The organism is Myroides sp. DF42-4-2 (assembly GCF_030326445.1).
Lineage (GTDB): Bacteria > Bacteroidota > Bacteroidia > Flavobacteriales > Flavobacteriaceae > Flavobacterium.
Genome location: NZ_JACAKI010000008.1, coordinates 66170 through 86021, shown reverse-complemented (window position 1 = coordinate 86021; position 19852 = coordinate 66170). Strand labels below are relative to the sequence as shown.

20 protein-coding genes and 1 tRNA gene are annotated in these 19852 nt (G+C 36.6%); 12 read left to right on the top strand and 9 right to left on the bottom strand.

Annotated features, from left to right (window positions below):
* Nucleotides 1–141: 141 nt before the first annotated feature.
* A complete protein-coding gene (locus HX062_RS07915; RefSeq protein WP_286467041.1) occupies nt 142–1896 on the bottom strand; it encodes an MFS transporter in 1755 nt (584 codons plus the stop codon).
* Between the two features lie 132 nt (nt 1897–2028).
* Between HX062_RS07915 and HX062_RS07910 the strand changes: the two genes are divergently transcribed.
* Nucleotides 2029–3042 (top strand): hypothetical protein, encoded by a 1014-nt coding sequence (locus tag HX062_RS07910; RefSeq protein WP_182628133.1) that lies wholly within the window; start codon nt 2029–2031, stop codon nt 3040–3042.
* Nucleotides 3043–3095: 53 nt separating this feature from the next.
* On the opposite strand, the gene HX062_RS07905 is transcribed toward HX062_RS07910, so the two are convergent.
* The 7 genes from HX062_RS07905 to pyrR form a co-directional block, all read right to left on the bottom strand.
* Nucleotides 3096–3656: a DUF8465 domain-containing protein gene (locus tag HX062_RS07905; RefSeq protein WP_182628132.1), complete on the bottom strand. Its 561-nt coding sequence runs from the start codon at nt 3654–3656 to the stop codon at nt 3096–3098.
* 11 nt (nt 3657–3667) lie between these two features.
* Complete coding sequence (locus HX062_RS07900) at nt 3668–3928, bottom strand: hypothetical protein (protein WP_182628131.1); 261 nt, start codon at nt 3926–3928, stop codon at nt 3668–3670.
* Between the two features lie 13 nt (nt 3929–3941).
* Nucleotides 3942–4589: a pyridoxamine 5'-phosphate oxidase gene (gene pdxH, locus HX062_RS07895; RefSeq protein ID WP_182628130.1), complete on the bottom strand. Its 648-nt coding sequence runs from the start codon at nt 4587–4589 to the stop codon at nt 3942–3944.
* A gap of 16 nt (nt 4590–4605) precedes the next feature.
* Nucleotides 4606–5514 carry a ribonuclease Z gene (locus tag HX062_RS07890; RefSeq protein WP_182628129.1) on the bottom strand — a complete coding sequence of 303 codons (909 nt, stop codon included), beginning with the start codon at nt 5512–5514 and terminating at the stop codon, nt 4606–4608.
* A 94-nt stretch (nt 5515–5608) separates the two neighbouring features.
* Nucleotides 5609–5950: a ribonuclease Z gene (locus HX062_RS07885; RefSeq protein ID WP_182628128.1), complete on the bottom strand. Its 342-nt coding sequence runs from the start codon at nt 5948–5950 to the stop codon at nt 5609–5611.
* Nucleotides 5951–5980: 30 nt separating this feature from the next.
* On the bottom strand, nt 5981–6907 hold the full coding sequence (locus HX062_RS07880) for an aspartate carbamoyltransferase catalytic subunit (RefSeq protein ID WP_182628126.1): 927 nt from the start codon (nt 6905–6907) through the stop codon (nt 5981–5983).
* 21 nt (nt 6908–6928) lie between these two features.
* Entirely contained in the window at nt 6929–7477 is a 549-nt protein-coding gene (pyrR, locus tag HX062_RS07875) for a bifunctional pyr operon transcriptional regulator/uracil phosphoribosyltransferase PyrR (RefSeq protein WP_182628124.1), read from the bottom strand.
* A gap of 219 nt (nt 7478–7696) precedes the next feature.
* On the opposite strand from pyrR, the gene HX062_RS07870 reads away from it, so the two are divergent.
* From HX062_RS07870 to HX062_RS07835, 8 genes are all read left to right on the top strand, one after another.
* Nucleotides 7697–8500: an META domain-containing protein gene (locus HX062_RS07870; protein WP_182628122.1), complete on the top strand. Its 804-nt coding sequence runs from the start codon at nt 7697–7699 to the stop codon at nt 8498–8500.
* Between the two features lie 81 nt (nt 8501–8581).
* Nucleotides 8582–9124, top strand: a complete 543-nt coding sequence (locus HX062_RS07865; RefSeq protein ID WP_286467039.1) for an NADPH-dependent FMN reductase — start codon at nt 8582–8584, stop codon at nt 9122–9124.
* Nucleotides 9125–9138: 14 nt separating this feature from the next.
* A tRNA-Ala gene (locus HX062_RS07860) sits at nt 9139–9212 on the top strand.
* A 257-nt stretch (nt 9213–9469) separates the two neighbouring features.
* On the top strand, nt 9470–10165 hold the full coding sequence (locus tag HX062_RS07855; protein ID WP_286467038.1) for a YEATS-associated helix-containing protein: 696 nt from the start codon (nt 9470–9472) through the stop codon (nt 10163–10165).
* A gap of 78 nt (nt 10166–10243) precedes the next feature.
* Nucleotides 10244–11707 (top strand): TIR domain-containing protein, encoded by a 1464-nt coding sequence (locus tag HX062_RS07850; RefSeq protein ID WP_286467036.1) that lies wholly within the window; start codon nt 10244–10246, stop codon nt 11705–11707.
* Between the two features lie 335 nt (nt 11708–12042).
* A complete protein-coding gene (locus tag HX062_RS07845) occupies nt 12043–12687 on the top strand; it encodes a hypothetical protein (protein WP_286467034.1) in 645 nt (214 codons plus the stop codon).
* Nucleotides 12688–12694: 7 nt separating this feature from the next.
* Nucleotides 12695–13300, top strand: a complete 606-nt coding sequence (locus HX062_RS07840) for an outer membrane beta-barrel protein (protein WP_182628106.1) — start codon at nt 12695–12697, stop codon at nt 13298–13300.
* A 157-nt stretch (nt 13301–13457) separates the two neighbouring features.
* Nucleotides 13458–14774, top strand: coding sequence for a serine hydrolase domain-containing protein (locus tag HX062_RS07835; RefSeq protein WP_286467033.1), 1317 nt, complete (start codon nt 13458–13460; stop codon nt 14772–14774).
* Between the two features lie 13 nt (nt 14775–14787).
* On the opposite strand, the gene HX062_RS07830 is transcribed toward HX062_RS07835, so the two are convergent.
* On the bottom strand, nt 14788–16707 hold the full coding sequence (locus tag HX062_RS07830) for an OmpA family protein (protein WP_286467032.1): 1920 nt from the start codon (nt 16705–16707) through the stop codon (nt 14788–14790).
* 395 nt (nt 16708–17102) lie between these two features.
* On the opposite strand from HX062_RS07830, the gene HX062_RS07825 reads away from it, so the two are divergent.
* From HX062_RS07825 to HX062_RS07815, 3 genes are read left to right on the top strand one after another with little or no spacing between them, the layout of a single operon-like run.
* Nucleotides 17103–17693, top strand: a complete 591-nt coding sequence (locus HX062_RS07825; protein ID WP_286467031.1) for a glutathione peroxidase — start codon at nt 17103–17105, stop codon at nt 17691–17693.
* A 57-nt stretch (nt 17694–17750) separates the two neighbouring features.
* Nucleotides 17751–19403 carry a 2-succinyl-5-enolpyruvyl-6-hydroxy-3-cyclohexene-1-carboxylic-acid synthase gene (gene menD, locus HX062_RS07820; RefSeq protein WP_286467030.1) on the top strand — a complete coding sequence of 551 codons (1653 nt, stop codon included), beginning with the start codon at nt 17751–17753 and terminating at the stop codon, nt 19401–19403.
* Between the two features lie 59 nt (nt 19404–19462).
* Nucleotides 19463–19807 (top strand): DUF2853 family protein, encoded by a 345-nt coding sequence (locus HX062_RS07815; protein ID WP_182628095.1) that lies wholly within the window; start codon nt 19463–19465, stop codon nt 19805–19807.
* Nucleotides 19808–19852 lie beyond the last annotated feature (45 nt).

Below are 19852 nucleotides of genomic sequence, written 5' to 3'. Positions count from 1 at the left end.
TGTTTATGCAAAACTCTCTTGGCAATTATTCCAAAGAGCAATAAATATCCAAAACAAACCGCATTGACGATATAAGACTCATGAATGCCTATCATATCGGCAATTTTGCCTTGAAAAAAATTCTTTTTTTTATGTGTTTTTTTAGTCAATCTCGTCAATCGCAATACCTTGTTTATGCAAAACTCTCTTGGCAATTATTCCAAAGAGCAATAAATATCCAAAACAAACCGCATTGACGATATAAGATTCGTGTATACCTATCATATCGGCAAGCTTTCCTTGAATTGGAGGCAATATTCCCCCTCCTAAAATCATCATAATCAAAAACGAAGAACCTTGAGCCGTATATTTCCCTAACCCCATGATAGCAATATTAAAGATTGCAGGCCACAGCACGCTACAAGCCAATCCACCAGCTAGAAAGGCATATATAGCAAGCATACCCGTAGAAAAAAGTCCAACGACCATTGCCAATAAACCAAACAAGCTAAACAGAACCATGGTACGGGCAGACTTATTTTTACTCCAAAAAGAGAAGGCAACTTGAATCAACACGCACAAGCTATAGTAGTATAGGTGTTCAATTTCATTTCCTGCAAAGAAGTTAGCCAATAAAATAACCAAATAGGCTGCAAAAGGCACGAGGATAAGGGCAAGTATTTCCTTCGTTCTACTGAGTTGGAAGACGCTCACTGCTCCGGCCCATCTTCCAATCATTAAGCTTCCCCAATACATTGAGACATATGGAGCAATTTCTGCCGATTGCAAAGCGCCAAATTCCTCCAATTTCAACAGTTCCCCTAAGTTGCTTCCGATTCCTACCTCCACCCCTACATAAGCGAAGATAGCCAACATGCCTAACAAAAGTTGAGGATATTGCATGGCGCCCCAGCCTTTTTTGTTTTTTTGACTGTTGAAGTAAGCGAAGCAAATACTCCCAACAATTACAACTAAAGCCCCAGCCAACAAGTAAATACGCTTATTTTCTATAGGGGTAAGTGTTTCTTTTATTTCTGTTTTAATTTTTGCCAATTCAATAGCAGTATTAGCCTTATCAAGCGAAGTACTTTCGCTTTTGAGGCTTAACGTTAGTTCTTCTTGTTGTTTTTGAAGCGTAGTAACGCGCAAATAAGCATCGCTTTTATACGTTCCAAATACAGGTATGAAAACCGCTACTAGCAAGATGGTCATCCCAACTAATAAGCCAATGGCTTTTTTGGCGGGTTTTATTTCAGCTTGACTCCTTCCTGCGGGAATTTTTTTTGAAAAGAAAAAAAGCAAAGCCGCTAGTAGAAACAATCCCCCTACCGCACCGTATAAGACTGTCATCGAATCCAAGCTTAGATGTTGAATTTGATCATCTGTCAATGTTTTAGCGCTCCCATACAGGGCATAGGCCATCAACAGGGGACCTATCGTCGTTCCTAAAGAATTGATTCCCCCGCCTAAGCTAACGCGGCTCGTTCCCGTTTTGGGATCACCCAGTGAAATAGCAAAGGGATTGGCAGCGATCTGCTGAAGAGAAAACCCTAGGGCTACAATAAACAAACCAACCAATAAAGCGGCATAAACACTGATTTGAACTGCCCAAATCATAGCTACTGCTCCAACAGTTGAAAACAATAATCCATAGACAATAGACCGTTTATATCCCCAATTACTTACGATATCACGTTTTTTCCACGCACTGAGTATAAACAGCAACAAGGCACCAAAATAATATGCGGTATAAAAGGAAAAATCGATCAATTGGGACTGAAACTGATCTAAATTAAAAAACGCTTTACAAAAAGGAATAAAAATGCTATTCCCCGCGGCAAAGAATCCCCAAAAAAAGAATACAGTTACTAAGGTATATAGTGCAGGGTAATTTGTTTTAGTAGGCAATGAATTCATAGCGAGCAGCTTATATTTTAAGTTATCTTTAACGTAACCAAAGATAATTAAATAACCTATATCTGCTCTTAAATGTCCCTACTTAAGATAAAAAAAGTATTTTTGTACTCTCGATAACGATATATTTACTTTATGAAAAAGGTTTATACGCTAGCTACTGCTATTTGCTTATTCGGATTAAGTTCTTGCGACGATGGCAAGCTTACCTACAATGATATTGATTTCTCTACTGTAACAACGGTAAACCGCTGTTCAGATCAAGGAGATGGGGCAAAAGTTTTCTACAAATTAAAGGAAACGGATGCTTTTATTTTAATTGCAGACATGGATAATTTCATGCGTGATGAGAGTATTTCAGTGGTTGACGTGGAGATTGATGGAACAAACACGAGTTTAGCCTATAGAAAATACAACGGCAGAGTGGAGAATACCTCTATTTGTACATTTCCATCGCCAAGTGTTCCAACAGTTGTAGAAGAGATTCAAGCTTCACCAGGAGCAACATTGCGTACACAGCGCATGGTTTCTATTCGAAACAACGACCTTACTGAATTGATTGGCGATCATTCTGTGGGGTTAACCTACCAATACAATTTCACCATTTTGAACGTTAACTTCCAAGATGGAGAAACGAGTATTAAATACGATCGCATGCCTTTCGGTACCAACAACTATCGATCGAACACCCTTGCATTCAAGTTTTTAAACAACGACAATACGCTAAAAACAATTAACGCATGTCAAACGCAGTGGATTACGCTTTCCGATAAAGAAGCGATGATACTTCAATTGGCTGCTTCGGATTTCCCAACAGAAGAAGGTGAAAAAGTTATTCCATTATCCGATACACGTCCATTGGTTTACAGACAATATGCCCGTGCGGGAATTAACTTCACAGAAGTTTGTGAAAACGAAGGAGATATACCAGGAAATACTCCAGCGAACAACAATCGCTTAGTAGAAAATTGGAGTGCTACTGTGGGAGAAATTGTCATCAATACGCGATGGACAAGACCTGCAGGAGATGAAGAGCCTAAACTAAGACACGAAATCACCTTAAAAAATGTGGTTTTCATGAAAGCTTTATATGATAACTTAACGTTCCACAAAACAATCTTACCATTTGGAACATTCGTACAAGAATAAAATAGCATTACCCTAAATAAAAAAATCCCCATATTAGCTGGGGATTTTTTTATTTATCGATTTGGATTTTGTTTGATGTAAATTTGCATAGCTCCAACGCCGTATTTTTGGTAGTTTGCATCTTCTGCAACAACCTCTGCGTATCGGCTAAACAAAAATTCGAGTTCTGCTTTTAAGACACCTTCTCCCACGCCGTGAATGAAAACAATACGCGGAATACGGTTGCGAATAGCAAATTCTAGCTGTCCTCTTGCCGCATCCAGTTGTAAGGTCAACATATCGTGCTTTTCCATGCGTTTATAGTCTTTAGTTAGCTTTTCGATATGCAAATCAACTTCGAGAATAAACTCCTCTTTACGCGATTTCTTTTCCTTTACAAAAGAGCGTTTTTTGGGCTCTACTTTGCTTTCTAAGGCTTCTTGAATAGATCCTTTTGAACTTGCTGCTCTAAAATCTACCTCGTCCTCTTTGACTATTTTCAATAACTCTGACGGCTTATAATTCAAAACAAAACCATCTTTCGTTTCAATGGTTACTTGATCACCGATTAGATTGATGACAATGCCCTCTTCGTTTTCATCCAATACTTGTACGTAATCTCCTTTACTCAACATCTTACTTGAAATTATTTTTTTGTTTCATCTGTTATCGAATACATTTCTTCCGCTTGCTCCTCTTCTATTGCTTGACGATCCGTTCGAATGACCAAGGATTCTTTAGGTTTATTACTCGGTGTTTTTTGCATCAAACGCGCCATAGCTATAAAGAATAAAGCTACTCCGATTATTTGTACCCACAGTTTAGGTTGTTCCGATGCTTGTTCCATCAAAGCCCAGATCATAAAGGCTACTACGGCAAGTGGTAGTACTATTTTTTGTATTTTCATGTGTTTATCTTTCTTAAGGGGCTAAGCGCTCCAACGTCCAATCCAGCTGATCTTCCGTAAGGGTATATCGAATACGATCGTGTAATCGATTTGGTCTTCCTTGCCAAAATTCAATACTAACCGGTGCAACGCAAAAGCCTCCCCAGTTTTTAGGTCGTTTTACTTCGCCTTCCACAGCGTTATTCTCCAGTGTTTTCAATGCTTGTACGAGTTCGTCATAGGAAGAAACAACTTCGCTTTGATTGGATACAATAGCGCCTAAGCGACTCCCCAGCGGTCGACTGTCGAAGTAGTTATCCGATTGTTGTTCTGACACTTTTTTTGCAATACCCTTGATGATCACCTGACGTTCCATCGACGGCCAAAAAAATGACAAACACACCTGTGGGTTGGCTAAAATTGCCTTGCCTTTTTCCGAGTTATAATTCGTAAAAAATACGAATCCATTTTCGTCATAAGATTTCAACAAGACCACTCTCGCTTTTGGAAATCCATCCAATCCTATGGAGGAAACTGTCATTGCATTGACTTCCTCTACTCCACCGAAGTCTTCTACTTCACAAAACCAATGACGGAATTGCATCATGGGATTTTGGTCCACTTCAGTTTCGATCAATACTTGTTTTTCGTATGATTTTCTATAGTTACTTAAATCACTCATGCTCTAGATTTAGGAATTAAAGATCAAAGATAACACCATCATCGGCATTTAAAATCGTTCCGTCAAAAACTTCTTCAGCTTCTGTTTTAAAAGCGGTAATATCGGTGTAACGCGTAGAATAGTGTCCTAATATAAGCACCTTAGCCTGAGCGAGTTTTGCAATGGTAGCCGCTTGTTTGGCCGTACAGTGTTTGGTTCGCTCCGTATAATGCGATTCGGACTCGAGAAATGTACTTTCGTGATACAAGGCATCGACTCCTTTTATTATTGGCACAATGGCTTCTGAGTAATAGGTATCCGAACAAAAAGCGTAGCTTTCCGTTGGCTCCGGATCATAGGTAATATCCTTATTTTGGATGACCGTACCATCATCTAAGGTAATATTGCCGCCTTGTTTAATTTTTTGATAGTAACAACGATCAATTTCCAGGTCTTCAATAGCCCCTATTCTCAGTTTTCGATCTCCAGGTTTTGATTCAAACAAATACCCATTGGTGTAAACGCGATGATCCAAGGGAATGGTGCGTACTACTACGCGTTCATCTTCAAAAACGACTACACTTTCTTTGCTTTCTAACTCGTGAAAATACAACCCATATCCTGTATAGGAATTGCTCAATCGCAATTGCAACAAGATAATTTCTTTGATCCCTTTGGGGCCGTAAACGTGTAAATCACTTTGTCTATTTAACAAGGAAAAGGTGGAGATCAATCCGATCAACCCAAAGAAGTGGTCACCGTGTAAATGGGAAATAAAGACGTGGTTAATTCGCTGAAACTTAATCTTGTTCTTGCGCAATTGAATTTGGGTTCCCTCTCCCGCATCGATTAAAAACATATGACCATTCAGTTCTAACACCTGAGAGGTGGGGTTGGTCATGGTTCTTGGTGTTGCGGCATAACAACCTAATATAGTAAGTTTCAATAGATCAGAATTTAATAGTTTGTGGATGTAAGGTACGAAAAAGCCCCTATCATGCAAAAGAAAAAGGCTTAATTACTTAAGCCTTTTCTGTTCTTTATAATTCTAAATCGCGTTGTATTTCGTCCATTTCGATCAAATCGAAGGCCTCTTGTTTGGTAGGCACTACAATTAGATCTCCATCAAAATCGTTAAAGTTCACGGCTTCTGTTACGATGACAAATGATTTATTTGCCTCTTCCATATGCTCAATGGCCAATTCTTCAATAGCTTCCAATTTGTCTTCGGTTACCTCTTCTTGTGAACCTGACAAGTCGATCACTAGGTTATAATCCATAAACAAAGCTTGGTACTGCGCTGTTATTTTTTGCAATACGCCTGCAATGGTATCCGTTCCGATTTGGATTACTTTGGTATGTCCTTTTTCTGTAACTTTCATTGTATACTAATTTTGATGGCACTAAAATAGCTATTTAATCTTTGATGCCAAAAGATAAATAACCGCCATGCGGATGGCAACTCCATTTTCTACCTGATCTAAAATCACAGATTGCTGTGAGTCCGCTACATCAGAAGTAATCTCAACTCCTCTATTAATAGGACCCGGGTGCATGACGACAATTTCTTTGTCCAAGGAGTCTAAGATCTCTTTGGTCAATCCAAATTGTTGGGCGTATTCACGGGTATTGGGGAAATAACTGAAGTCCAAGCGCTCATTTTGCACGCGCAACATATTTGCTACATCACACCACTCTAGTGCTTTTCTCAGGTTTGACTCTACCTTTACCCCCAGACTTTCAATGTGTTTTGGGATTAAGGTTTTGGGACCACAAACGCGCACTTCTGCTCCTTGCATTTGCAAAGCAAAAATATTAGACAAAGCTACACGTGAGTGTAAGATATCCCCAACAATCACAACCTTTTTACCCGCTACATCACCCAATCGCTCGCGAATAGAGTAACTGTCAAGTAGGGCTTGCGTAGGATGTTCATGTGCGCCATCTCCCGCATTAACGATACTCGCTTTCACATTTTTAGACAAAAAATAAGCGGCTCCAGGATGGCTATGACGCATAACTACCATGTCCACTTTCATAGCTAAAATATTATTAACCGTATCAATTAATGTCTCTCCCTTTTTAACAGAAGACTGGGCTGAAGAAAAACTGATCACATCGGCAGAAAGGCGCTTCTGTGCTAATTCAAAAGACAATTTAGTTCGCGTACTATTTTCAAAAAAGATATTTGCAATAGTAATATCTCGCAGTGAAGGTACTTTTTTGATGGGTCTGTTGATTACTTCTTTAAAGTGATCCGCCGTTTCAAAAATTAAATCAATATCGTCTTTATTTATATATTTTATTCCTAATAGGTGATTTACACTTAATTCTTTCATTACTTCAAGTAGGTTTTCCGTTTAATTATGATCAAATTCTTCCAGATAGATGCAGTCGCTTGATCCGTCTTCTGACCAGTGTACGCGTACCGCTTCACGATCAAAAGCATCTACTTGTCTTCCTCTATAATCGGGTTGGATCGGCAAATGACGACTAAAGCGTCTATCGATCAACACCAATAATTCTATTTCTGCAGGTCGTCCAAACGACTGAATAGCCGTTAAAGCGGCACGAATGCTGCGCCCTGTATATAAAACGTCATCTATAAAAACGACTTTCTTATCTTCAACAAGAAAATCTATTTCAGTTCGATTGGCTTCAAGTGGCTTTTGATTTCTCCTAAAATCATCGCGGAAAAAAGTAATATCTAAATATCCCAATGGAATATCTACGATACCATACTCTTTCTCTAAAATGGCTTGAATTCGCTTTGCAAGGTATTTACCACGAGGCTGAATACCAATTAGTAAGGTGTCAGAAAAATCAAGGTGATTTTCTACCAACTGACAGGCCAAACGATGAAGAATAATATCAATCTCTTTTGAAGTAAGTAATACTTTTGGATTCATATAAAAAAGAGTTGTGTTTGGAGGGTAAAATTACAATTAATTATGCTACCCTCACAATTTATCCCCAATAATTTAAAAAGATAAAACCACCCTTTTTTGGGTTCTAAGCGATGCTTTGTTTCCGCTTTACATATTAGGATGAAGTTAACCATACAAAAAACGCAATATCAAAAGTTAATTTACTATCTTTAAATGCCTATAAAAAAAACTGCTTGACTCATGAATAAACACTACATCATCCTCTTCTTTTTGTCCATATTTAGCAGTATGACTATGGCTCAAATCCCTCAGGACTCGATATTGAACACCACCTGGATCTTAACAAAAACCACAAATACGCTTCCTATACAAAGACAAACTACCCTACAAATCAATACGTTAAAATACGAGATTAAAGGTTTTGCCGGTTGTAACAACTATATTTTACCGCTGAGGCGTATTAAAGAACGCAAACACTATACGCAAATACTCACGGATAAGATCATCACTAATGATAGGGAATGCACGCAGCATGTCAATGCTTTCGAAAAAGAATTCTTGGCTGGTATGAGTGATCAAAAAATTCGCATTACCACAGATCAAGGGGTATTGACTATGGTCAATGAAAAAAAGCAAACGTTTGTCTTTTCGATGAAACCGCAAAATCCAATACTCAACTATATTGAGCGCTTTGCGTGGAAGCTGATTCAATTTAAGGGAAACAGCGATAAGGTTTACCATCCCTATCTCACCTTTGACTTTAAGGAAAATACCGTTTCTGGTTATACAGGTTGTAGCTATTTCACAGGAAAGATTGCTATTTCAAACGCATTCAATAAGATACAGTTCATGGACTTGGAGGTAAAGAAAAAAGAATGTGCATCAACCAATCGCAAACAAATGGAAAAGGAGTTTATTGACCTTATAGATGGAGAGACTTTTTCTTTTGACGTAGCCGAACAAACCCTGAATTTATACCAAGACGACAAACTCCTATTGATGTTTGGCTTCATTCCCAAACAGTTCGTCTCAGAACAGGAATAAGTGATTTTAGCAGGGGAAAAGAGTCGCATCACAAATATTTATCGTAAATTTAGGCCGTAAAAAAAAACACTTAATAGTTTTATGAAAGCTTTAATTTTTAATGGTTCTTTGGATGAAGAATCTTTTAGAACGTCACGACGTATTGCACAATACTATGCGGACGAATTCATAAAGGCTAATCTAGAGGTAGAACAAGTACACTTATCTGATTATCAGATCCCTATATTCCAAGCAAAACACATGGAAACCCCTCCTCAAGATGTACATCGATTTATCGAGGCCTTCCGCTCTGCGGATGTGATGATTTGGTTAACCCCTTTATATCACGGAGGAATGACAGGTGTCATGAAAAATGCCTTGGATTGGTTAGAGTTAACTGCCCGAGATATGCCAGCGTATTTAACCAATAAAATAGTTGGTTTTACGTGTTGGTCAGCAGGAAATCAAGCCATGCAGGGAATTCAAGCCCTAGACAATGTTGCTAAAGCATTAAGAGCCTGGTCATTACCTTATAGCATTCCCATTAGCAATATGGATTTGTATATAAATAATGAATTATCTGACGTATATCGAAAAAAAATGAGTATGTTAGCGGAACTTTTGATCGAAAGCAAAAATCGATAAAAAAGAACAAGGTTGGGGATGTAGCTCAGTTGGCTAGAGTGCTTGACTGGCAGTCAAGAGGTCGTGGGTTCGAGCCCCATCTTCTCCACTTTTAGATAAAAAGCTACCTAATAGGTGGCTTTTTTTGTTTTTATACCTCTACTATTCAATAGATTACCTCAAAATCTAATTTTGTATACTAAATACTATACTGATTTAAAGGTTGCAAAATAGGTTGCATGTTTTAAGTGGAGGTTGCATGTTTAAAACTCTTAATTTTGTAAAAACAATACTTTTTCTATTTTTGCATAATTTTAATATAATAATCAACTATTTTCACACATTAAACATTGCTCCCTTCATACCATGAACAACACACATGAACATTATATCATAATTTCAGCAATTATACTTGGAATTGGATCACTTGCTGGAATAACTAATTTTTTGAACTATTATTATAAAAGTGAAATAAAAAATAGATGGGAAATAGTAAAATATGTTTTGGGAGGAATTGGTGCAGCTATTTTAGTTCCCCTATTTTTAAATATGCTATCAAGTGACCTAATCAAAGAATCAGAAAAATACAATTTCTTAAACTATTTTATATTTGCAGGATTTTGTTTTATTGCAGGTTATTTTTCAAATAGATTTATAAATTCAATTGGAGATAAAATACTCAAAGACTTAGAAAATACTAAAATTCAAGTTCAAGAGAATGAAGCTAAGATTGATTTAATGGTAGCTTCTGAAACTGAAAGTGACGAAATTAATGAAAATACAAATATTGATTTCACAAAATTCAGTAATCAATCTTTATATACAGATGATCCTATAGATATCCAAATAAACCAGATTATAAAATCTTTTACCAACAACTTTAAATTTAGGACTGTGAAAGGCATATCTAAAGAACTTAATTACCCTGAATCAGTTACTATTAACATTCTCAAAGGATTAGAAAAAAATGGAATAACTAAACAATTCAAAAACAATGAAGGAAAAACTTTGTGGTCTTTAACCCATATGGGGGTAGCTTATGCAAATTCACTACAAAAATAAATATTCTTTATTTTTTTTTGTTAAAATACATAATTATCTAACTGAACTAACTTTAATTCAAAAAATTCATCTAACAAAATGAGTAAACCTAAAATCTTTATTGGATCTTCTGCAGAAGGGCTTGATATTGCTTATGCAGTTCAACAAAACCTTGAACATAATGCAGAAATAACAATTTGGACTCAAGGAGTATTTGAGCTGTCAAAGACAACAATTGAATCTTTAATAAAAATCTTGGAACAAAGTGATTTTGCAATTTTTTTATTTACTCCTGATGATATTGTAAAAATTAGAAAAGAAGAACACCTAGGTGTGCGAGATAATGTCATTTTTGAATTAGGACTATTTATTGGAAAAATAGGGAGAGATAGAACCTTTATCCTAACACCAAATAAAACAGAAATGCATATTCCAACAGATCTATTAGGGATTACAACAGGTAAATATGAAACAGGTAGAACAGATAATAACTTTCAAGCTGCAACAGGACCTGTCTGCAATCAAATAAAAACACAAATTAATAAACTTGGTAAATTACATACCTCTGAAAATTTGAGTGAAGGAAATACTAATTCTAAAAATAGTAAAAATGAAGCATTAGCTTGGTGGGATTATTATTATAAGAAAGATTATGAAACAGCAATTGAAGTAATTGAAACAGAAAAACAAAGTCTTTCTAACAATAATGAAAAAGTACAATTAGATTATTGGAAAATTTTTTTACAATACCATTTAAACAGCAACGAAACAAAAAATTTGATGTTGAATAGTATTAAAGAAGATTCTGAAAATATAGAATTATACAGAGCCTATTCAAAAATTTTCATCCTCTTAAATGAAACTGAATCAGCTAGAAAATTGATTGAAATAGGTTTGAATAAATCGCCCAAACATCAAAAACTTAAACAAAGAAAAGCAGAATATCTTAATAGTATAGGTAAACATGAAGAAGCAATTGAAATTCTACTGACACTAGATTATCAAGAAGATGAAGATCTAATTATTCAAATAATCAACTATAATGAAAGATTAAATGTAGAAAAACAAATTCTATTTGAATTTGCAGTAGTAAACTATATATTAAATCCATCTTTTTCTAATTTAGGATTAATACTTGCAAAAATAGCTCAAGAATTAGACAAAGATAAAATCGCACTATACATTTTGAATAAAATTTCTAATGATCGAAATAAAAATTCAGAATATTTTGCATATCTTGGAAACGCATGCTTAAATTTAGAGTTAAATAATAAATCAATGTTGTTCTATAAAAAAGCTAATGAATTTGCTGAATCAAAGGAAAGTTGGATTATTAGTAATATAGGAAATATGCTTAAAAATTTAAACTTATTTGAGGAAGCAAAAGAATATCTAAAAAAGGCTATTGAAATTAATCCAGATTCTGATTATGCTCATAATAGACTTTCTGAAACAATTAGATTAGAAAACGAAGAAAACAAGAAGTATCAAGAATACATTGAAGAAGGATTATTAAAATTAAATGAAGAATTTGAAATAATTCAGAATAAAAAAAATAATTAATAAACTTTTTAATCACAAACTACCTCATCAGGTAGTTTTTTTATACCCTAAACCCAACAAACGATGGAACTACATAAATTAAATATACTGTTCATTATTTCTAGGAGTAGAACCAATAAGCAAGGCTTAGCTATCTATTGAAAACAAATTGAAGTATTTTATTGTATTACGCAACATTTTGTTTTAAACAAGAATACTACATCACCACATAAACACTAAAAAAGCCTTATAATATTCAAAATAAATAACAAAATACGGCACATTACCACACCCTTATTAAGTAATCATTCTTGCAAATGTTAATAAATTGTTTATTTTTGCCAAAAAATTTAACAATGAAACCAACCTTACTTACACTATTCTTATTGCTTCCTTTTTTTCTTTTTGCCAAATCGTATAAAGGAACTATTTATTACAAGGGAGATAACAGAGCTGTTAATCTTGAAATTGAAATGCCTTTTAAAGTAAATGCTAAACAACTAAAGGTTAAAATCAATGGCAAAAAAGAGAAAATTGATGCTACTACCTTAGCGTATATGGATATCTATATCAATAATGGACAAAAAAAAATAGTCTTTAAACGTGGAAAGATATCACATTTCAAAAAAAATGGGGAAATTAGAAAAAGACAAAATGTCGACGTATGGTCAATGATCACGGATGTTCGTGAAAACATTATTATCTCAGCCCCAGGATTAATGTACGACGTTAAAAAGCAGAAAGGAGAAGAATACATCCTAATTATTTTCGATCCTACAACACAAGGGTATTACTTAAGCAAGCCCGATTCTGATATACTTGTTAATACTGATCCTTACTTTGACGAGTCTTTTGAGTCTAAAATAGGTGGAGCAAAAGAACTTTTGTTCCCAGAATGTGAAGACATTATGGAGCGTTTTGCTGAAGCTCAAAAGAAAAAAAAGAAATCTGAACGCCTCCACGTTCTTCTTGAAACCTATGAATCATGCCTAACAAAGTAATCATCAGATGAAAACAAAAATACACCTTACTCTCGTTTTGTTTTTTCTTTTTTTCTACTCCTCTTATGCGCAATATTATGGCAATGGTTTTTTCTGCTATACCTGTGATTTTGGTATTGAAATCGGAGGAACTGCTTCTAATATCAATGGATTAGATACAAGTGAAAAAGCAGGAATTTACATAGGTATTTACAACTCTTATGAATTTAACGACACTTGGGCTATCCGTTATGGATTGGGTTATGCAAATCTAGGAGCAAGAAGTAAGGAATACAAAACCAATGTTGTTTTACACACCATGCTCATTGAGCCAATCAGTGTGCACTATAGTTTCAAAAATAAATTTAAGACTTTTACAGGAGTCAATATTGGCAGTACTATTGTATCTAAAAATCCATACAATGAAGAAGAGCCAGGAATGACTCTCTTTGGAAAGGGAATCAAGTTTATGGACATGAGCGTTTTTGCCGGTGCAGGATACAAATTAACGGAAAACATAGACCTTAATCTCAAATATGATCTAGGTTTAACCAATATCAATGACATTGAAGGTTCAAAGGATAAATGGAAAAAAAATTGGCTTACCTTGAGTGTTGCCTATACGTTTAGATAAAGCATTCTTCACCTAAATTAATATGCTTAGGCAGTTCTAACTTAATGGACTGCCTTTTATTTTCCCTTTTCTGTCAAATGGTTGTCTACAATTAAATCTATATATTTGAATTTATTCGAAAGTATTCAATACGATGTACACAAAATGGTCTATTTTTTTGATTCTACTATTTTTCTCTCCTTTTATATGGGCGCAGCCCTTCAATACTGCTAAGGCAGATGAATACATAGAACGCATCAATTCTTTTCAAAGGGGAATTGGTTCTGTGGCTATCTACAAAAATAACAAAGTCATCTACGCTCGTGATTTTGGACATCAATTGGTGGGTGAAGATCAACAAGCTCCTCATTTATATCACATTGGTTCGATTACCAAAATGTTTACTGCTGTTCTGATTTACCAATTGGTTGATGAAGGTAAACTCAAACTTGACGATCGCGTTGCCTCTTACTTTCCAGAGCTCAACATCCCGAACTTATTTATGATTAAAATTAGTTATTTACTCAGTCACACCAGTGGATTAGACGACTACACTTGCTATGAAGACGACTTTTACTGGCTTAGAGAAAGCCAAAGTGAGCAGGCAATTCAGGAGAATATCACACAACAAGGAACCCCACATTTTGGGCTAAAAAAGAAAAACTTTTTCTTTTCCAATACAGGCTATTACCTCCTGGCTCGAATCGTCGAACATAAGCGCCAAATGAGCTATGACGAAGCCGTAAAAAAGTACATCATAAAAAAAATACACTTAGAAAACACCTATACGGCCAGTGATGTTTTACCTTATCCCGTTCAATCCTATCAACTCTTTGACCAATGGGAAGTAATGGATGAAATTAGCTTTGAAAACACTAATGGGGTCAACGACCTCATTTCTTCTGTTGATGATTTGGCTCAGTTTAATCAAGCGTTGTTTTCGAACAAATTAATCTCTAAAAGTAGCTTGGCGAGTATGAAACCCGTTCCATACAAAGAAAAATACGGACGTGGGATGATGTATTACCTCTACAACAAGAAAAATTTTGTCGGCCATACGGGTGGCACCTTTGGTTCTTTTTCGTTGCTCTATTATAGCGAAGAAGAAAAATTGACCCTTGTTTATGCCATTAATGGCGCGGCATTCTCGCATTATCAGCTCTTTGACGCTATGCTTGCGATTTTGTATGCAAAAAAATATACCCTTCCACAATTTGACACTATTCCTGTTACAGATGAACAGCTGCAGCACTATGTAGGCTCGTACCACAATCCCCAATTAGACCTTACCATCGAATTTGTCATTAAAAAAAATAAGCTCTTTTTAAAACCATCGGGTTGTAATCGATATGCCTTATTGGATGCTGTGGGAGAAAATACCTTCCGCTCTCCTGAAGGAACGGTGACCTATAGTTTTATCCCACAGAACAACCAAGTAACAGTACAACAGTTAAAAGCAAATTTTATCCTGAATAAAGTTGAACCAAAAAAATAGAAATCCGCTGCTTTTAGGGTTGTAGAATGATAAATTCTGAACGCCTGTTTTGCTGATCTTCAATTTCCGTACAGCTAGAACAATCAACTTTGGGTTCGCTGCTCCCTACCCCTTTTGTCTCTATGCGATCCCTTGTAATTCCGTGGTCAAACAAGTACTGAGCGGTAGCATTTGCTCTGGCAAGAGACAGTTTTTTGTTGTATTTTTCTCTTCCTACTTTATCTGTATGAGCAACAATTAAAATGCGCAGCGTTTTATGTTCCTCCATCAAAGCAAGGAGTCGATCCAATTCGCGTTCCCCTGCGGTGGTAATGGTTGCTTGATCAAATTCAAAAGGAATATCGTTGAGTATCACTTTATTGTCTTGAATGACGGGTTTCTCTTGTTTTCTCAAGGCAATAGTCTGGAACGTCTCTTGAACTTTAGGATCAATTGCCTCCTCTTCTTTGTAGAAATAGCCTTCTTTAACTACTTGGACGCGATAGGTTTTATGGCAGGGCAAAACCGTGGTATATTGTCCTGTTTCGTCAGTTTGTAGACGAGCTAAAACTTGGCGCGAATGATCCACGAACACCACTTCGGCTTGATTCAATGGTTCTTGTGTTTCCCCGTCCATCACCACACCTGTTACAGTTGCTTCACATTTGGGTAGCACGCGGTAAATATCCTGTCTTCCGACGCGATTGGTGGATAGAAAACCATAGTCGAGCTCGCTGTTGTAAACGAAATTAAAATCGTCTTTTGGCGTATTAATGCCCTCCCCCATATTCATAGGATGAGCAGTGGGGTCATTGAGATCCAAAACATAAATATCCATACCGCCATAGCCTCCCCATCGATCGGAAGTAAAATACAAGCGTCCATCAGCACTGACAAAAGGGTATCGTTCGTTAAATGCCGTATTTATTCGTTCACCTAAGTTTTCTGGTGTTCCAAAAGCCTTTCCCCCTTCGAGAATAGCCACGCGCCACAAGTCTAATTCACCCGAAGAACCTGCCTGATCCGATGCGTAATACAAATAATCTCCCTGTGGTGTAACAAAAGGATCAGTATAGGTATAAGCAGCTTCTACAAAAGGTAATACCTTTATTTTTTTCCACTTTTTCCCTTTTCGTTCTGCCCAAAATAGACTCATTCTCCCTTGTCGTTTCTTGACTTCTTTATTTTTTCGAAACTTGCGATTGCGGTAACTTTCAGAGGTAAAATAGATCATTCCCCCATTGGGATGCATGACGGCTTGTCCATCCATAAAACGTCGGTTGATCGGCCCTCGGAGTAGACTATGTTCTCGCAAGGGTTCATCTTTGGATTTGCGCATCGTTTGATATAGGGCGGTATTGGGTTTTTGCGTACCCTTTTCGCGCGCCTCAAACAGTTTGCGTACCCAGGTTTGACTGTATTTTGTTCGATTTGAAACGAAGAGTAGCGTGTCGGCCGTCGACCACGACAAGCTGTGATCCTCATAAAAAGAATCGTTAATCCCCGATTCCTCTACATAGTAAGCTGAGGGAGTATGCTCCAAATCTACATAGGCCTTGGCGTGTTGTAAAAAATAGCGCCCACGCCCGTCTTCTACTGCATCAGTTGCGAATTTCCTCATCGCTGTTTCTGCAGCCTCATATCGCCCATTTAAATTGAGGTTATACGCCAAGCGATACTGCCATTCTACAGGCAATGTCGGGTCTTGCTCTAAGGATTTTGCATAAAACTGTGCCGCTTGAACGGCAAGTCCCAATTTGTCATAACACACAGCCAATTGCTGGTTGATGTACTTCGGAGTATGTCGCCCCCTCAACAAACGCGTATATTCGTCTTTCGCTTTGACATAGGCTGTCTTTGCGAAATACTTATCCGCTTTTTTTAAACTGGGCTTGCGTTTTCCTTGTGCCGTTACCGTTAGGACAAGAAAAAATAATACTGCAATTCTTCTCATTTTTCTATTCGTTCGCTTTTCTAGCAAACTAACGTCTCAACAGTCGCCTACATTGTCAACACACTGTCGTTTTAATAGCTAATTAACACCGTACTTCCCCCTATTTAAACAATATTCAACTACAGCCCTCTTTTGTTATGATTCTTCTAATTTTAATAGTTTTTCATTTCCATCCTCAAAAAAGCGTAGCTCTAATTTTTATTTTAACGTTTTTTTCGCATTACAAACCCTAACAATCAACTATTTATAAGCATATTTTAAAAAATAAAAAGAATTCTTTGGTTGAATTTTTAAAAACGTTAAATCCTTAGTAATTGTAAAATCAATTCGTAATTTTAATACATCAAAAAAACTATGGATTTACGTCCAAGTAAATCCTTCCAGCAAATTATCGAATGAGAAATTATGTTTTGGCATTAGCTTTATTAGCAGTAAGCCCATCAATTGTAAACGCAAACGAATACGTAAAACAAACATCAACCATGAAAGAAACTTCAAAAAACCAACAAACAATTTATCAGTTTAAGGTAAAAGATTTGTATGGCAGTGATTTTGACTTTGCATCCTTAAAAGGAAAAAAAATAATGATTGTCAATACGGCATCAGAATGTGGACTAACGCCTCAGTACGAACAATTACAGAAATTATATGAAGAGTTTGGCGGGGATGATTTTGTGATCATCGGTTTTCCTGCAAATAATTTCGGCAATCAAGAACCGGGAACCAATGCTGAAATTGCTACTTTTTGTAAAGCTAACTTCGGTGTTACCTTTCCTATGATGGAAAAAATATCTGTAAAAGGAGATGACATGGCTCCTATTTATCAATTCTTAACACAAAAGAGTCTGAATGGTTTTGCCGATAGTACGGTAGAATGGAATTTCCAGAAATACTTAATCGATGAAGAGGGTCATGTAGTCAAAGTAATCAATCCAAGAATACTTCCAAACGATACTGAAATCAAGGAGTGGATTAAAAAGAAATAAGGTAGAATACGGACGCCATAGTAATTTTATTCGTAATTTTATCTTTTTGAAATTACTATGGTTTATCCTTCAATACAGTTAGCCCAAAGCATTATTGCGCTTTGTAAAGCAAAAAATCTAACTAGGGTTGTTATATCACCGGGATCACGTAATGCACCTTTGACGATTGGTTTTACCAACGATCCTTTTTTTACCTGTTATAGCCTTGCTGATGAACGATGTGCGGCCTTTTTTGGAATGGGACTTGCACAGCAAACGAACAGCCCGGCTATTCTTGTTTGTACTTCAGGTTCGGCTCTTTTAAATTATTACCCCGCCGTTGCTGAGGCTTTTTACAGCCAAACACCATTGATTGTACTATCTGCAGATCGTCCTCTGCACAAAATTGACATTGGAGATGGACAGACCATCCGACAACAAAATGTATATCACAATCACATCCTATACAGTGCTAATTTAACAGAAGAAGCGAGTACAGCCAATGACCAAATGATTCAAGAAGCGATTCACATGGCTCTGACTCAAAGAGGTCCTGTACACATAAATGCGCCTTTTGAAGAACCCCTATATCAAACGACGACCGAATTAACAGTTCATCCTACGCTAGTAAAACCAAGTGTTCCTACTTTAGCACCGGTGGATTATACAAAGTATACCCAAGCCTGGGAAAAAGCACCTAAAAAGTTAATTCTTGTGGGGAGTTGTGCTCCCGATACAATTAGTAGCGAAGTCATCACTCGACTCTCTTCAGATGGTTCTGTACTATTTTTAGCAGAAACACTGAGCAACATCAACCATCCCAGCGTAATTAACGCCATTGACCGCTTTGTTATTCCGATGAGTGAGGCTGATTTACACAGCCTTCAACCAACGATTTTGCTGACATTTGGCGGTATGGTAGTAAGTAAAAAAATCAAGCAATTCTTGCGACAATATCGCCCAGAACAGCATTGGCATATTGATACCCTGCGCCACTATGATACCTACGATTGCCTAAGCGATCGCATTTACACAGATCCTCAATCGTTTTTAGACCAGCTAACGGCTCGTGTACAACCTGTTGACTCCCCGTATAACAACTGGGCAAAAGAACTGATGCGCAAGCGTGATACCAAACACAATCAACTACTTGAAGAATCTATTTTTTCCGATTTTACAGCCATTGATTTCTTGGTTCGTCATTTACCTGCCAACAGTCAATTGCAGGTAAGCAACAGTGCCGTTATTCGCTATGTACAGCTCATTGCGCTTGATCCGACTATTGAAGTATTTTGCAACCGCGGTACAAGCGGTATTGATGGTTGTACTTCTACAGCAATTGGTGCTGCCATTGCTTCCGGAAAACCAACCGTGCTCCTAACAGGTGATATTAGCTTCTTTTACGATAGCAATGCCCTGTGGAATAACTACATTCCCAAAAACTTTAAAATCATCCTAATCAACAACGGTGGGGGCGGTATCTTCAGAACCCTTCCTGGGCATCAAGAAAACGAAGTATTCAACACCTATTTCGAAACCAACCACCAACATAAAGCAACACATTTAGCCGACATGTATGGCTTTGACTATGTTCAAGCAGCTGATATGGAAACACTGAAAAAAGCCGCAACTGCCTTTTTTCAACACTCCGATCGCCCTGCAATATTAGAGGTGCAAACCCCTACTTTTTTAAATGACGAAGTATTTAAAAATTATTATCGCAATTTGTGATCTTTTCTATCACTATCTCTTTTATTTTTAGTAACTTGTAGCAACAAATAAATAAAATTATGAGTAAAAGAGCTGAATTAATTGAAAAGTACGCTGCCGATTTAAAGGATAAGTGTGGCGTTAAACCCAACATGGAACTATTAGAAAAAGTAACCATTGGTTGTGGACCATCGATTTACAATCAAGATTCATCCACAGTAGCGAGTTCATCTGCTTCAGAAATGGCAACGGTTCGCAATAATTTCTTAATTAAAAAATTAGGATTAAAAGACGACGCTAAATTAGATGAAGGCTTAAACAAAGTAATCGAGCAGTATGGCGCTTCCAATAAGCACAAATACAGAGTAGTTTTATATTATCTATTGACGGTTCACTTCAAAAAAGAATCGGTATATTTAAAATAAAAAAACAGACGAAAATAGAAAAAGAGCAAGTATTCCTTGCTCTTT